Source organism: Pseudomonas sp. IT-P44 (assembly GCF_949768225.1).
Classification (GTDB): Bacteria; Pseudomonadota; Gammaproteobacteria; order Pseudomonadales; family Pseudomonadaceae; genus Aquipseudomonas; species Aquipseudomonas migulae.
This window is the reverse complement of the sequence record NZ_CATKQM010000010.1, coordinates 35086-50059: the sequence shown is the minus strand read 5'-3', so window position 1 is coordinate 50059 and position 14974 is coordinate 35086. Positions and strand designations below refer to the sequence as shown.

The window sequence follows — 14974 nt, the reverse complement described above, 5'->3', positions numbered from 1 at the left end:
AAGTGATGACGGATTCAATCGAGTTCGTCGGTGTGGCTACTGGCGCCGCTGTCGGCGAAGTTGAGGCCGTGCTTGCGCAGTTTGTCGTGCAAGGTTTTGCGCGGAATGCCGAGGGCTTCGGCGAGGCTGCGCACCGAGCTGTGAGAGCGCGCCAGTTCGGCGGCAATCAGCGTTTTCTCGAAGTTTTCCACCTGCTCGCTCAAGCCACCGCTGACCGCTTCAACCGTTGTGCCCGCCGTGCCATCCGGCGCACTGTTGTCCAGCGCCAGTTCCAGGCCCAGGGCAAAACGCTCGGCGGCGTTTTGCAATTCCCGCACGTTGCCCGGCCAGGTGTGACGCAGCAGCAGCGCCCGTTGCCCCGGTTGCAGTTCGTGGGGCGGCAAGCCATGGCGAGCACTGGCCTCATCGGCAAAGTGCTGGAACAGCATCAGCGCATCTTCACCGCGTTCGCGCAGCGGCGGAATGCGCAGCGGGGCGACGTTCAGGCGGTAATACAAGTCGGCGCGGAAGCGGCCCTGATCGGCAGCCTGGCGCAGGTCTTCCTTGGTCGCGGCGATGATGCGGATGTCCAGTGGGATCAACTGATTGCCGCCCAGACGCTCGACTACACGTTCTTGCAGCAAGCGCAGCAATTTCACCTGCACGTCCAGGCTCATGCTTTCGATTTCATCGAGGAAAACCGTGCCGCCGCTGGCGAATTCGAACTTGCCGATACGGCGCTTCTGCGCACCGGTAAACGCGCCCGGCTCGTGACCGAACAACTCGCTTTCCACCACGGATTCGGCCAGAGCCCCGGCGTTGATCGCCACGAACGGGCCGTTACGCCGGTTCGATAAATCGTGCAGCGCCCGCGCCACGACTTCTTTGCCGGCGCCGGTTTCGCCGAGGATCAGTACATCGGCCTTGGTCGCCGCCAGTGCGCCGATCTGCTCGCGCAGACGCAGCATTGGCGCCGATTGCCCGACCAGCCTTGTGCTCAGTTCATTGCGGTCGCTGAGGGCCAGACGCAAGCTGCGGTTGTCCAGCACCAGTCGACGCAGGGCCAACGCGCGGCGCACGCTGTCGAGCAAGGCGTCGCTGGCGAAGGGTTTTTCCAGAAAGTCGTAAGCGCCAGCGCGCATGGCTTGCACCGCCAGCGGCACATCGCCGTGACCGGTGATCAGCAGCACCGGCAGTTCCGGGTCCTGGGCGTGCAGTTCAGTCAGCAGTTCGAGACCGTCCATGCCGGGCATGCGGATATCGCTGACCACCACGCCCGGCCAGTCGCGCTCCAGTTGCCCGGCCAGGCCCTTGGCTTCGGCGAGCGGCAGGATTTTCAGGCCGGCCAGATCCAGCGTCTGGCTCAGGGCCTGGCGCAGATGGGGATCATCGTCGATCAGCACGACCTGGATGCGGTTGTCGATGGTCATGCACTTCGGTCCTCGGACGGTTGCAGGCTCACGCCCGGTGCGCCTGCGCGCAGTTTCAGGGTAATCAGGGCGCCGCCTTCCTTGTGGTTGGCGAACGACAGTTCACCGCCGAAGGCGCGCATCAGGGTTTCGCAAATCGCCAGCCCCAGACCGAGCCCCTGCGTGCGGGTCTTGGTGGTGTAGAAGGGCTCGCTGGCGCGGCCAAGGGCCTCCATGCAAAAGCCGGGGCCGTTGTCGCGAATGTACAGATTGACGCCGTCGGCGGTGGATTGGGCACTCAACCAGAGTTTACGCGGCGGGCCTTTTTCCGTCAGCGCATCCAGTGCGTTGGCCAGCAGGTTGCCGAGCACCTGGCGCAGACGGGTTTCCCCGGCCTCGACCCACAGCGTGGCGGCGGGCAAATCGCGGATCAGCTCGACTTCCATGCTCCGCCGACGCTTGGCCAACAGCGCCAGCGCGTCGTCGAGCGCCGGTTGCAACGCGACGCTTTCCGGCGCGTGGCGATCACGTCGTGCAAAGGCGCGCAGGTGCGCGATGATCGAGGCCATGCGCCCGGTCAGTTCGCTGATCAGTTTGAGGTTGCCGCGCGCATCGTCGGTGCGCTGATGATCGAGCAGCACTTCGGCGTTTTCCGCGTAGCTGCGGATGGCGGCCAGCGGTTGATTCAGTTCATGGCTGATGCTTGCCGACATGGTCCCGAGCGCCGACAACTTGCCGGCCTGCACCAGGTCATCCTGGGCGCGTACCAGTTCCTGCTGGGCGTGTTCGCGCTCCAGCACTTCCTGTTTCAGTCGGCGGTTCAGGCCTTCAAGGTCGCTGGTTCGTTCAGCGACCCGGCCTTCCAGTTCGCGCCGGGCCTTGGCTTCGAAGGCGATCCGTTCAAGGTAGTGACGGCGCCGTTGCATCATCAGGCCGAGCAGCAGCATCAACACCAGCAGCGTCGCGCCGCCGATGGCGACCACCGTGCGCACCGGGCGATCAATCAAAGTGCGCGGTGCAAGAATGCTGACGCTCCAGCCGGTTTCGTCGATCTGCCGGGTCTGGGTCAGCCAGGCGTCAGGATTGAGATTCAACGGTTTCGGGTCGCGGGTTGGATAGGGTTGAATCGCGGTGATTGCCTCGCGCTCGCCCTCGCCCAGTGGCCGGGTCGCGCGGAATCGCCACTCTGGCCGCGAGGTGAGGATGACCACGCCGTTGTGGTCGGTGACCAGCAGTTGTTCCGGGGTTTTACCCCAAAGGCTTTCGGTGTGGTCCAGGTCGACCTTGACCACCAGCACGCCGAGGATTTTTTCGCCGTCGCGCACGGCCGCCGCAAAGAAGTAACCGCGTTTGGCCGAGGTGGTGCCCAGCCCGAAAAACCGCCCGAGACGCCCGGCCATGGCTTCGCTGAAGTAGGGGCGAAACGAAAAATTCCGGCCGACGAAGCTGTCATGTTTGTCCCAGTTGGACGCCGCAAGGGTCTTGCCGGTGGTGTCCATCAGGTACATGACTTCGGCACCGGTCTGCGCGCTGATGTTCTTCAGCAGGCGGTTGGCATTGCCTTGGGTCACACCGTCGTCGGGGGCCCCGAGCGTGGCGCGCAGGGCCGGCAGGTCGCCGAGGATCTGCGGCAGCACTTCATAACGGTGCAGGGTGCCCAGCAGGTTGGCGACGTACAAGTCGAGGGTCTGCCGGTTCTGCCCGGCCAGTTCGCTGCGGTAATAACGCTCGGCCAGATGCTCCAGCGGCCACAGCAACGGCGCCAGGCACAGCGCCAGCAGGGCGAGGCTACGCCAACGGGGTCTGCGGGGGAGGGTCGGAGTCATGAGCATCAGGCGCCTGAGGGTACAGGCGCATTATGCCTAGGCTTGCCCGGCAAGACACTCGCGCAGCGCGGTTTGCCAGTCTGGCTGACTGACGCCCCATTCGCGGAGCAGCCGACTGCAATCGAGGCGCGAGTTCAACGGTCGGGCGGCAGGCGTCGGGTATTCGCTGGAAGGGATGGGCAACAGGTGTGCGCAAGGCTTGCCCTGTTTGCGCAGCGCTTCTCCGATGGCCTGGGCGAAACCGAACCATGAGGTTTCACCTTGAGCGGTCAGGTGATAAGTGCCCCAGGCGCCCCGCTCACCGGCCTGCCAGCGCTCGATCAGCGCGAGGGTGCTGTTGGCGATCGTGCCGGCCCAGGTGGGCGCGCCGATCTGATCGGCAACGATGCGCAACTCGGGTTTTTCTTGCAGCAGACGCTGCATCGTCAGCAGGAAATTGCTGCCACTGGCCGAGTAGACCCAACTGGTCCGCAGAATCAGATGCATGCCCCCCACCGCCGTGATGGCTTGTTCGCCAGCCAGTTTGCTCTGGCCGTAGACCCCCAGCGGCTTGGGCGCGTCGGCTTCGTTGTAAGGCTCGCCCTTGCTGCCGTCGAACACATAATCGGTGGAGTAGTGAATCAGCGGGATGCCCAGCGCCAGTGCTTCTTCGGCCAGAATTCCCGGGCCCGTCGCGTTGATGGCGAACGCCAGCTCAGGTTCGCTTTCTGCCCGATCGACCGCCGTGTGAGCGGCGGCGTTGATGATCAGGTCGGGACGAACGCGCCGGACCTGCTGACGAATCTGCTCCGGTTGAGCCAGATCGAGTTGATCGCGCCCCAGCACCATGAGTTCATCAGCCGCGCTCAAGCGACGCTGCAGTTCGCGTGCGACCTGGCCGTGCTGGCCAATGATGAGAATTCGCAAAGGGATTTTCATGGAAGCAGTTCAGATTCCTGCCAGCTTTTACCGTGTTGGTCCTTTTCTGACAGTTGAGGCGCTTCTTCCAGTTCCCAGTCGATGGCCAGTGTCGGATCGTCCCAGCGAATGCAGCGATCTGACGCCGGGTCGTAATAGTCGGTGGTTTTGTAGAGAAACTCGGCGTACTCACTGAGTACCAGGAAGCCATGGGCGAAGCCTTCCGGTATCCACAACTGACGATTGTTCTGTGCGGACAAACGCACACTGGCCCAGCGTCCGAAGTTTGGCGAACTGCGGCGGACATCAAGGGCCACATCGAGTACTTCCCCCGCAGTCACCCGAACCAGCTTGCCCTGGGTGTGTTGCACCTGATAGTGCATGCCACGCAGCACGCCTTTTCGCGAACGCGAGTGGTTGTCTTGAACGAACGCTTTCTTGAGGCCGGTGGCGTTTTCAAACTCACGGACATTGAAGCTTTCATAGAAAAACCCACGTTCGTCACCAAAGACCTTCGGCTCGATAATCAGCACACCTGGTAACTGGGTGGGGGTGACTTTCATTACGCTTCTCCGGCAATCGTATAGAGATACTGGCCATAACCGGTCTTGCCGAAATACTTCGCTCGCTCAAGCAAGTGCTCGCGATCGATCCAGCCATTCATGTAGGCAATTTCTTCGAGACAGGCCACTTTCAGTCCCTGGCGGTGCTCGATGGTTTGCACGTATTGCGACGCTTCAAGCAGGCTGTCGTGAGTGCCGGTGTCGAGCCAGGCGAAACCGCGGGTAAAGCGCTCGACCTGAAGTTTGCCGCGTTGCAGATAGGCGTTGTTCACATCGGTGATTTCCAGCTCGCCGCGCGGTGACGGTTTGACGGCCTTGGCAATGCGGATAACGTCGTTATCGTAGAAATACAGCCCGGTGACCGCATAGCTGGACTTTGGCTTGAGCGGTTTTTCTTCGATCGAGATGGCGCGGCCTTCTGCGTCGAAGTCGATCACGCCAAAGCGCTCCGGGTCCTTGACCCAATAGCCGAATACCGTCGCGCCGCTGGTTTGCTGCGCCGCTCTTTGCAACTGGCCACCGAAGTGCTGACCGTGGAAGATGTTGTCACCGAGGATCAGGCACACCGGGTCGTCGCCGATGAATTCCTCACCAATCAGAAACGCCTGGGCCAGGCCATCCGGCGTAGGCTGTTCGGCGTAGCTGAAATGGACGCCGAACTGACTGCCGTCACCCAGCAGGTTGCGGTACTGCGGCAGATCCTGCGGGGTGGAAATCACCAGGATTTCCTTGATGCCAGCCAGCATCAACACCGAGATCGGGTAGTAGATCATCGGCTTGTCGTAGATCGGCAACAGCTGTTTGGAAACGCCTAGCGTGATCGGGTGCAGGCGCGTGCCCGACCCTCCAGCCAACACAATTCCTTTCATCATGCGAGTAACTCCTTGATATCGGTGGAGCCTAGTCGTTCACCCTGATAACTGCCATCTTGAACGCGGCGGCACCATTCCAGGTTTTCCAGATACCACTGAACGGTTTTGCGCAGGCCGGTTTCGAAGGTCTCTTCCGGCACCCAACCCAGGTCGCGCTCGATTTTTCCGGCATCGATCGCGTAACGCAGATCGTGCCCGGGGCGGTCCTGGACGAAGGTGATCAAGTCGGCATATCGGGTAACACCGGCTGGTTTGACCGGGGCAAGTTCTTCGAGCAGGGCACAGATGCTGCGCACCACGTCGATGTTCGTTTGTTCGTTGTGTCCGCCAATGTTGTACGTCTCGCCGACGACACCTTCGGTGACTACTTTGAGCAACGCTCGTGCGTGATCCTCGACGAACAGCCAGTCGCGGATCTGCAGGCCGTTTCCGTAGACCGGCAGCGGTTTGCCGGCCAGCGCGTTGAGAATCACCAGCGGAATCAATTTTTCGGGGAAGTGGAACGGGCCATAGTTGTTCGAGCAGTTGGTCAGCAATACCGGCAGCCCGTAGGTGCGCTGCCATGCGCGGACAAGGTGGTCCGAGGCCGCTTTGCTGGCGGAGTACGGCGAGCTTGGCGCGTACGAAGTCGTTTCGGTGAACAGATCATCGACACCGTGCAGGTCGCCGTAGACTTCATCGGTGGAGATATGGTGGAAGCGGAAGGCGCTTTTTTCCGGCTCGGCCAGCGTGTGCCAGTAGGCGCGAGTGGCCTCCAGCAGGCTGTAGGTGCCGACGATATTGGTTTGAATGAAGTCCGAAGGCCCATCGATGGAGCGGTCGACATGGGACTCAGCCGCCAGGTGCATGATGGCGTGTGGCTGGAAACGTGTCAGTACGGCGCTCACGGTGGCTTGGTCGACAATATCGGCCTGCACGAACTCGTAGCGAGTGTCGGTGGCAATGCTGGTCAGCGATTCGAGATTGCCCGCATAGGTCAGTTTGTCCAGGTTGAGCACTTCATGCTCGGTGTGCCGAATCAGCTGGCGAACCAGGGCAGAGCCGATGAAACCGGCGCCGCCGGTGATAAGAATACGCATGTGGGCCAGCCTTTTTTTCCGTCAGACGATATAGCGAAGATCATAGCTTGTCGGCAGGAGAGTGGTGGTGCAAGAGGGTTGTGTCTGCAATTTGGGTTTTGTGGCGTAAACAGGGGGTTGATTATCGACCGATGCGGTGGCGATATAAGCGCCTAATAAAATTTCAGGGGTTGTTGTATGCCGCTCGCCACGTTGATTCATCGCGCCAGTTTGCCCAGCCCGCAAGTGTCTGCGGAGCAAGCGCTTGAGCTGCTCGAGGGGCATTACGGGCTGAGCGCAAAGCTGCAGGCGCTCGGCAGCCAGCAAGACCTCAACTTCCGCGTTGACAGTAAGCATGGGCGTTTCGTCCTGAAAATCTGCCGGGGCGACTATTCGGTGCTGGAGCTGCAAGCCCAGCATGCCGGGCTCAAGCATCTGGCCGAACACTCCGGTGTGCCGGTGCCGCGAGTGATTGCCGCGCAAAGCGGCGCCGACCTGCTGTCACTGGAAATCGACGGGCAAGCGGTGCACGTACGCCTGCTCGAATACATCGAGGGCCAGTCATTAACACATCTCGATCATCTGCCCGGATCCGTGGTGGCCGGTTTCGGCCGGCTCTGCGGCGAAATGGACCTGGCGCTGGCCGCTTTCGATCATGCGGGCCTTGAGCGCACCCTTCAGTGGGACGCCCGCCACGCGAATGCGTTGATCGCGCATTTGCTGCCGGTGATTGAAGATGACCGACAACGCGCGTTGATCGCCGAAGTGGCCGAACAGGCCGAGCGGCATTTGCAGCCGCTGGTGGACAAGTTGCCGGTACAGGCCATTCACATGGATATCACCGACGACAACGCGGTCTGGCAGCGCGATGCACAACGCCAGTGGCAATTGCAGGGCGTGATCGATTTCGGCGATCTGGTCCGCACGTGGCGCATTACCGACCTGTCGGTGACCTGCGCGGCGCTGCTGCACCATGCCGGTGGCGATCCGTTCTACATTTTGCCGGCGGTTCAGGCTTATCACGCGGTCAATCCGTTGCAACACGAAGAGCTGCTGGCGCTGTGGCCATTGATCGTTGCGCGGGCGGCGGTGCTGGTGCTCAGCGGCGAGCAGCAGGTCAGCATCGACCCGGGTAATGCCTACAGTCGCGACAACCTGACCCATGAGTGGGAGATTTTCCGCGTGGCCACGTCGGTGCCGTTGGCGTTGATGGAAGCGGCGATCCTCACCTCGGTCGGCCACAGCCTGCCGGACATCGGCAGCGAAGGTTTCGCACCGCTGCTGCCGAGCCTGGTCGGGCGTGAATTTGCCTTGATCGATCTGGGTGTATTGAGCCCGCATTTCGAGGCCGGTAACTGGGAACAGGAGGGGATCGATCAGCGTCTGTTGAGCGAAGCGGCTGCGGCCCACCGCTTGGCAGCGAGCCGTTACGGACAATACCGTTTGTCCCGCACCCGCCCGGACAGTGCGACGGAACCAGACACCTGCCCGTTGCACGTCGAGCTGCGGGTGCCTCATGGCACTGCGGTCGAATCGCCGTTTGCCGGGGTTGTGCATCAACCGGCGTCGGGTGTGCTGCAACTGGACGGCCCGCAGTTGAGCGTGCGGTTGTGGGGCGTGACACCGTCGCTGCACACTGGTGCGGCACTGGTCAAAGGCCAGGTGTTGGGTTCGGTCAGCGGCCCGTTGCGGGTGCAGTTGTGCCGAGGCGCGGCGCTCGATGCGCCGTTGTTTTGCACGCCTTCGCGCGCGGCCGCCTGGCAAGCGTTGTGCCCGTCGCCGGCAGCGTTGTTGGGGCTGGCGTGCGATGCCGAGGCAGAGCTCGATGCGCAGACTTTGCTGGCGCGCCGCGACGCCAGTTTCGCCCGAACGCAGAAGCACTATTACGTCGACCCGCCGCGCATCGAGCGTGGCTGGCGCAATCACTTGATCGACATGCAGGGTCGCTCCTACCTCGACATGCTCAACAACGTCGCGGTGCTTGGCCACGGTCATCCGCGCATGGCCGCGGTCGCCAGTCGTCAATGGTCGCTGCTCAACACCAACTCGCGGTTCAACTACGCAGCGGTTGCCGAGTTTTCCGAGCGCTTGCTGAAACTGTCGCCGGAGGGCATGGACCGGGTGTTCCTGGTCAACAGCGGCAGCGAGGCCAACGACCTGGCGATCCGTCTGGCGTGGGCCTACAGCGGTGGTCGCGACATCATCAGCGTGCTGGAGGCGTATCACGGCTGGACCGTGGGCGCGGACGCGGTCTCGACCTCGATCGCCGACAACCCCAAGGCCTTGAGCAGCCGTCCCGACTGGGTGCACCCGGTGACAGCGCCGAACACCTATCGCGGCGAATTCCGTGGCCCGGACAGTGCGCCGGATTATGTGCGCAGCGTCGAACACAACCTGGCGAAAATCGCCGAGCAAGGTCGCCCGCTGGCCGGTTTCATCTGCGAGCCGGTGTATGGCAATGCCGGTGGTATTTCGCTGCCGCCGGGTTACCTGAAACAGGTCTATGCAATGGTTCGTGCGCAGGGCGGCGTGTGCATCGCCGACGAAGTGCAGGTGGGTTACGGACGCATGGGCCATTTCTTCTGGGGCTTCGAAGAACAGGGCGTGGTGCCGGACATCATCACCATGGCCAAAGGCATGGGTAACGGCCAACCGCTGGGCGCGGTGATCACCCGTCGGGAAATCGCCGAAGCGCTGGAGGCCGAGGGCTACTTCTTCTCGTCGGCGGGTGGCAGCCCGGTCAGTTGCCAGATCGGCATGGCCGTTCTGGATGTGATGGAAGAGGAAAAACTCTGGGAAAACGCCCAGGTGGTGGGCGGGTATTTCAAGGAGCGTCTTGAGGCGCTGATCGACAGTCATCCGCTGGTGGGCGCGGTGCACGGTTCCGGTTTTTATCTGGGCGTCGAGTTGATCCGCAACCGTGAGACTCTGGAACCGGCAACCGAGGAAACGACGGCGCTGTGTGACCGGTTGCGGGAGCTGGGGATTTTCATGCAGCCGACCGGTGATTTCCTGAACGTCCTCAAGATCAAACCGCCGATGGTTACGTCGCGCCAGAGTGTGGATTTCTTTGTCGACATGCTGGCGAAGGTGCTCGCCGAGGGGTTGTAAACGCATAACCCCTGTGGGAGCGGGCTTGCTCGCGAATGCGGTGGATCAGCTGACATTTTTGTTGATTGATACACCGCATTCGCGAGCAAGCCCGCTCCCACAGGGGGATAATGATTAGTCGATTGTTATCGGGTTTAAGCGCTGTTGTTTTCGACAGAAGGAAGATTAATCGCTTTTAAAGCCGATTTTTATCGGCTATAAAGTCGCCATTGCCGCGGCGTGTCTCTTCACGTCCGGCGCTTCCCTTTCTGTCATCGGTCGATGCCAAACTCGACCCACAGCACTTGCCCGGAGATGATTCATGAGCCGTATCGTTACCGTCGCCGCCACCCAGATGGCCTGTTCCTGGGACCTTGAAGCCAACCTCGAAACCGCTGAAAGGCTGGTCCGTGAGGCTGCGGCCAAAGGCGCGCAGATCATCCTGATCCAGGAACTGTTCGAGGCGCCGTACTTCTGCCAGAAGCCGAACCCGGATTACCTGCAACTGGCCACGACGGTTGAAGACAACGTCGCCATCAAGCATTTCCAGAAAGTCGCCAAAGAACTGCAAGTAGTGCTGCCGATCAGCTTCTACGAACTGGCCGGCCGCGCACGTTTCAACAGCATTGCGATCATCGATGCCGACGGCTCCAACCTCGGGATTTATCGTAAAAGCCACATCCCGGACGGCCCTGGCTATCACGAAAAGTATTACTTCAACCCGGGCGATACCGGCTTCAAAGTCTGGAACACCCGCTACGCGAAAATCGGCGTAGGCATCTGCTGGGATCAGTGGTTCCCGGAATGCGCGCGCAGCATGGCGTTGCTGGGTGCGGAAATTCTGTTCTACCCGACCGCCATCGGCAGCGAGCCGCACGACAAGACCATCTCGTCCCGCGACCATTGGCAGCGTGTGCAACAGGGCCATGCCGGTGCCAACCTGATGCCGCTGATCGCCAGTAACCGCATCGGCAATGAGGAGCAGGACGGGTACGACATCACCTTCTACGGCTCGTCGTTCATCGCCAACCAGTTTGGCGAGAAGGTTCAGGAACTCAACAAAACCGAAGAAGGCGTATTGGTTCATCGTTTCGACCTCGACGAACTGGAGCACATTCGCAGCGCGTGGGGCTCGTTCCGTGATCGCCGCCCGAACCTATACAATGCGCTCAAAACCCTCGACGGTTCCCTGGAGTCCTGACCGCATGACCACTTTAAACAGCACCCCGCGCGCCGACGGCTTCTACATGCCCGCCGAGTGGGCGGCACAAACCCAAACCTGGATGATCTGGCCCGAGCGTCCAGACAACTGGCGCCTGGGCGGCAAACCGGCGCAAGCCGCACACGTGGCGGTGGCCAAGGCCATCGCGCGTTTCGAACCGGTGACCGTGGCGGTGTCCGCCGGCCAATACGAAAACGCTCGGGCGCGTCTCGATGTGCCGAATATTCGTGTGGTCGAGATGTCCAGCGACGACGCCTGGGTCCGCGACACCGGCCCGACATTCGTCATCAATAACAGCGGTGAAGTCCGCGGCGTGAACTGGGATTTCAACTCCTGGGGCGGTTTTGACGGCGGGTTGTATTCGCCTTGGAACCGCGACTCGCAGGTCGGCGGCAAGATCCTCGAGATCGAGCGCAGCCCGCGTTATCGCACCGAGGGATTTGTGCTCGAGGGCGGTTCGATTCACGTGGATGGCGAAGGCACGCTGATCACCACTGAAGAATGCCTGCTCAACCGCAATCGCAACCCGCACATGAACCGCGTGGAAATTGAAGCGATGCTCAGCGCGAATCTGGCTGTGGATAAAATCATCTGGCTGCCGGACGGTTTGTTCAACGACGAAACCGACGGCCATGTGGATAACTTCTGCTGCTACGTGCGACCGGGCGAAGTGTTGCTGGCCTGGACCGACGACCCGCAAGACCCGAATTACCCGCGCTGCCAGGCGGCGATGAAAGTGCTGGAAAGCAGCACCGACGCCAAGGGTCGCCCATTCAAGGTGCACAAGATGCCGATTCCGGGGCCGCTGTATGCGACCGAAGAAGAGTGCGCCGGTGTCGACCCGGTGGACGGAACTCAGGAGCGCAATCCGACCGTGCGTCTGGCCGGTTCCTACGTGAACTTTCTCATCGTCAACGGCGGCATCATCGCGCCAAGTTTCGACGACCCGCTGGATGGTCCGGCCAAAGAGATTTTGCAGAGCCTGTTCCCGCAACACGAAGTGGTGATGGTGCCGGGCCGCGAACTGTTACTGGGAGGCGGTAACATCCACTGCCTTACCCAACAACAGCCCGCGCCGCACAAGGAGTGAGTGGGGTTGTAACAGCTTGAGTTGATTGCTAAATCGCTCAGGCAAACGTTTTCCCCGTACGCCTCGCAGAAAGCCCGCAGCCCGTCAGGACTGCGGGCTTTTTTTGTATCCGCTCGTCGACCATCCAGACACATTGGCACAGCTCTTGTATCTCACCAGGTGTAGACAGGGAGGGGGAGGACTTCGATGTTCTGTCATAAACCTTGGATAAGTTAGCCGCTCACAAACCAGGAGAGAGCGCGGAAATGAACGCCGAAATGAATGTGGTGAGCGAGCGGGCATTGCATCCCCTGGCAGTAAAGAACAGCGATTCGCTCCAGATTCTGGCGCACTGGTTGAAGTCCAATGGAACGCGTCAGATCAGGGAACCTGATCCGCGCCGGATGATGATCGAGCGTTACCCCGCTGGTTTATTCAGCGAAGCGGAACTGGAAGCGTTGTGGGATGTGATGGAAGGATAAGAAGAAAAACAACGGATTGATAAAAGCGCTGCCGGGAGGGCGGCGCTTTTTTATGGGTGATGGTTTTGTGGGAATTACGCAGACCCCCGTGTAGGAGCCGGCTTGCTGGCGATAGCGGTCGTCCGGCCAGCAAATACGTTGACTGTTACACCGCTATCGTCGGAACGCCGCCCGCAACAAGCCGGCTCCTACACGGGGCGGCGTGATGTCGGAGTCCGGGGTGTTTAGAAGCTGTAAGTCCCGGTTACCACCACGCTGCGCGGTTCACCCGGCTGAATCTGCGCCGCGCTGGTGGCCGACGAGTAATAGGTTTTGTCGCTGATGTTGTTCAGCGCCGCACGCAAATCCCAATCCTTCTGACGGAACCCGGCCAACGCATCCCAACGGCCATAACCCGGTAGCACGGTGGTGTTGAGGTTGTCGGCGTAGCGCTGGCCGACCAGGGTCAAACCGGTTTCGGCGTACCAGCCCATTTCCGGTTTCCAGGTCAGGAACAGGCTGCCGTTGTGCTTGGCCACGTTGCTGATGCGCTTGCCTTCAAAGCCGTTGTTGTCCTTCTCGACCGTCGCGTCCTGAACGCCCACGCCACCGCGCACGTACCAGTTGCCGACAATCTTGCCGGTGCCGGTCAGCTCGATCCCGCGGGAACGTTGTTTACCGGTAAGCAAGGTAATGGTCGGGTTGAGCGGATCGCTGGTGCGACGGTTGTAGAGCTCCAGTTCGTAGATCGCCAGTGTGGTGCTCAGGCGATCGTCGAGCCAGTCGCTCTTCACGCCGATTTCCTTCTGCTTGGTCAGCTCGGGGCTCAGGTCGTTGGTGTTGCCGGCAGCGCCAGGCGTGATGCCGATCAAGCCACCGCCCACCGGGGAAAAGGTCTTGGTCCATGACGCATAGAAGGAGTGATTCTGCAGTGGCGTCCAGACCAGTCCTACACGTGGGCTGGTGCTGTGGCTGTCGCGGTCCTCGGAAATGTCCCGCAGGTTGTTGGTCGATTCGATGTCGAAGGTGTCGTAACGCAGACCGCCCAACAGTTGCCATTCATCGTTCAGGCGCAGTTGGTCCTGCACGTACACCGCACGGCTTTCGACTTCAGTGTGGTTGTCGCTGGACACCTGCATGCGTCCGGTGTGACGCAAATTGCGATTAGGGTTGTTCAGGTTCAGCGCCGGAACGGGCCGACTGCCGGGGCCGGTCGTGGCGGCGGTGTACAGGATCGGGTCGCGGCGCTGGCTGCCGATTTCGATGCCGGTCAGCAATCGATGCTCAAGGCCAAAGGTATCGAAACCACCCTCCAGCTCAACGTTGTTAAACACGTTGCGGGTATTCAGGTCCTGCTGCCAGTGCTGGCGCGTGACCGAATTGGTCGCCGGGGTGTAGCCGATCAGGTAGGTGTTGTCGAAATCGCTGTTGAGCTTGAACACACCCAAGGTCTGACGCAGTTGCCAGTTCTCGTTGATGTCATAGCTGAGTTTTGAGCGCAGGGATTGCGACTTGTCATCGATGAAATCGTTATCGCTGCCGTAGGTCGTATCCCGTCCGACATCGGCCGGGCGTCCGTTGACACCGGGAATTCCGCGATCCGGCGTACGGTTGTAGCGGCTGTATTCGTACTGCACCAACCAGTTGAGGTCGGGTGTCAGTTGCCAGCTCATCGACGGCGCGAACAACTGACGATTGCCGCTGACGCCATCGCGGAAACTGTTCTGATCCATGTTGCCCATGTTCAGACGCAGGCTGATGTTCTCGCTGGGGTCAGTGCTCAGGTCCGCGTAAAGGCTGCGCAGATCGTTGCTGCCGCCCTGGGCTTCGATGGTCGAACGGCGGCCGAACTCCGGCAGCTTGCTGACCCGGTTGACGATCCCGCCCTGACTGCCACGGCCGTACAACACCGCCGCCGGCCCCTTGAGGACTTCGATGCGCTCGATGTTGTGCAGGTCGCGCACGTACTGGCTGTCGTCCCGAATACCGTCCAGGTAAAAGTCGTTGCTGGCGTCGAAACCGCGAATGCGCAAGCTGTCGAAGCGGGTGTCGGCGCCGCTGCTGACGTTGGGCATTCCGCTCAGCGCCGTGCCCAGATCGTTGGTCCCGTAATCGACGACGTTCGAGGTTTTTATCGAGTCGATGGCTTGTGGCACGTAGCGTACCGGCGTGGCCGTGCGGGTCGCTGTGCTGGTTTCTTTCACACGTGGATCGTCAGCCTCTGCTTCGGCGCTGATCGAAGTAGCCGGCAGGGTTGTAGGCGCGGCGTAGGTAAAACCGGCAGATAGCAAGGCAGAGAGCCCAAGACTGAAGGGCGTAAGACGAAAAGGGGCAGGCATTAAGGACGCATCCGTAGGATTTTGGGTAGTATCGTGAAGGGTGCGAATGGTAATGCTTGCTATTTACTTCCGTGAATTATTCCTGAGAAGTTCCTTTGTTTGATTGTTTCAATTTGTGTCGTAGTTGTTACAGAAAGGATTTTCAGCATTCGACCGATTCATGAAACAGACTGAAAGCCATTCCGGCGT

General features: G+C 60.8%; 11 protein-coding genes. 4 read left to right on the top strand and 7 right to left on the bottom strand.

The features are described from left to right. Positions 1-14 precede the first annotated feature (14 nt). Genes ACM6IO_RS05465 through rfbB form a run of 6 tightly spaced genes read right to left on the bottom strand, consistent with a single transcriptional unit; the run spans position 15 to position 6625 of the window. Positions 15-1409: a sigma-54-dependent transcriptional regulator gene (locus ACM6IO_RS05465; protein ID WP_414911097.1), complete on the bottom strand. Its 1395-nt coding sequence runs from the start codon at positions 1407-1409 to the stop codon at positions 15-17. Then, on the bottom strand, positions 1406-3214 hold the full coding sequence (locus ACM6IO_RS05460) for a sensor histidine kinase (RefSeq protein WP_032832528.1): 1809 nt from the start codon (positions 3212-3214) through the stop codon (positions 1406-1408). The genes ACM6IO_RS05465 and ACM6IO_RS05460 overlap by 4 nt, the downstream gene beginning before the upstream one ends. A gap of 36 nt (positions 3215-3250) precedes the next feature. Beyond that, positions 3251-4120 carry a dTDP-4-dehydrorhamnose reductase gene (gene rfbD, locus ACM6IO_RS05455; protein WP_192227010.1) on the bottom strand — a complete coding sequence of 290 codons (870 nt, stop codon included), beginning with the start codon at positions 4118-4120 and terminating at the stop codon, positions 3251-3253. A gap of 8 nt (positions 4121-4128) precedes the next feature. After that, positions 4129-4674: a dTDP-4-dehydrorhamnose 3,5-epimerase gene (rfbC, locus tag ACM6IO_RS05450; protein WP_008040112.1), complete on the bottom strand. Its 546-nt coding sequence runs from the start codon at positions 4672-4674 to the stop codon at positions 4129-4131. After that, on the bottom strand, positions 4674-5546 hold the full coding sequence (gene rfbA, locus ACM6IO_RS05445) for a glucose-1-phosphate thymidylyltransferase RfbA (RefSeq protein WP_008040111.1): 873 nt from the start codon (positions 5544-5546) through the stop codon (positions 4674-4676). The genes rfbC and rfbA overlap by 1 nt, the downstream gene beginning before the upstream one ends. Beyond that, on the bottom strand, positions 5543-6625 hold the full coding sequence (gene rfbB / locus ACM6IO_RS05440; RefSeq protein WP_008040110.1) for a dTDP-glucose 4,6-dehydratase: 1083 nt from the start codon (positions 6623-6625) through the stop codon (positions 5543-5545). Before rfbB ends, rfbA begins: the two co-directional genes overlap by 4 nt. A 177-nt stretch (positions 6626-6802) precedes the next feature. Here rfbB and ACM6IO_RS05435 point away from each other — a divergent pair, with 177 nt between their 5' ends. The 4 genes from ACM6IO_RS05435 to ACM6IO_RS05420 all read left to right on the top strand — a co-directional run bounded on the left by ACM6IO_RS05435 (position 6803) and on the right by ACM6IO_RS05420 (position 12467). Beyond that, complete coding sequence (locus tag ACM6IO_RS05435; RefSeq protein WP_414911096.1) at positions 6803-9715, top strand: aminotransferase; 2913 nt, start codon at positions 6803-6805, stop codon at positions 9713-9715. Positions 9716-10016: 301 nt separating this feature from the next. Continuing rightward, positions 10017-10895 (top strand): N-carbamoylputrescine amidase, encoded by an 879-nt coding sequence (aguB, locus tag ACM6IO_RS05430; RefSeq protein ID WP_223434907.1) that lies wholly within the window; start codon positions 10017-10019, stop codon positions 10893-10895. A gap of 4 nt (positions 10896-10899) precedes the next feature. Continuing rightward, on the top strand, positions 10900-12006 hold the full coding sequence (gene aguA / locus ACM6IO_RS05425) for an agmatine deiminase (protein WP_414911095.1): 1107 nt from the start codon (positions 10900-10902) through the stop codon (positions 12004-12006). A gap of 245 nt (positions 12007-12251) precedes the next feature. Next, a complete protein-coding gene (locus tag ACM6IO_RS05420; RefSeq protein ID WP_008040104.1) occupies positions 12252-12467 on the top strand; it encodes a hypothetical protein in 216 nt (71 codons plus the stop codon). A gap of 224 nt (positions 12468-12691) precedes the next feature. Here the strand turns inward: ACM6IO_RS05420 and ACM6IO_RS05415 are convergent, their stop codons facing one another. Continuing rightward, positions 12692-14785, bottom strand: a complete 2094-nt coding sequence (locus ACM6IO_RS05415) for a TonB-dependent receptor (RefSeq protein ID WP_223434905.1) — start codon at positions 14783-14785, stop codon at positions 12692-12694. Positions 14786-14974 lie beyond the last annotated feature (189 nt).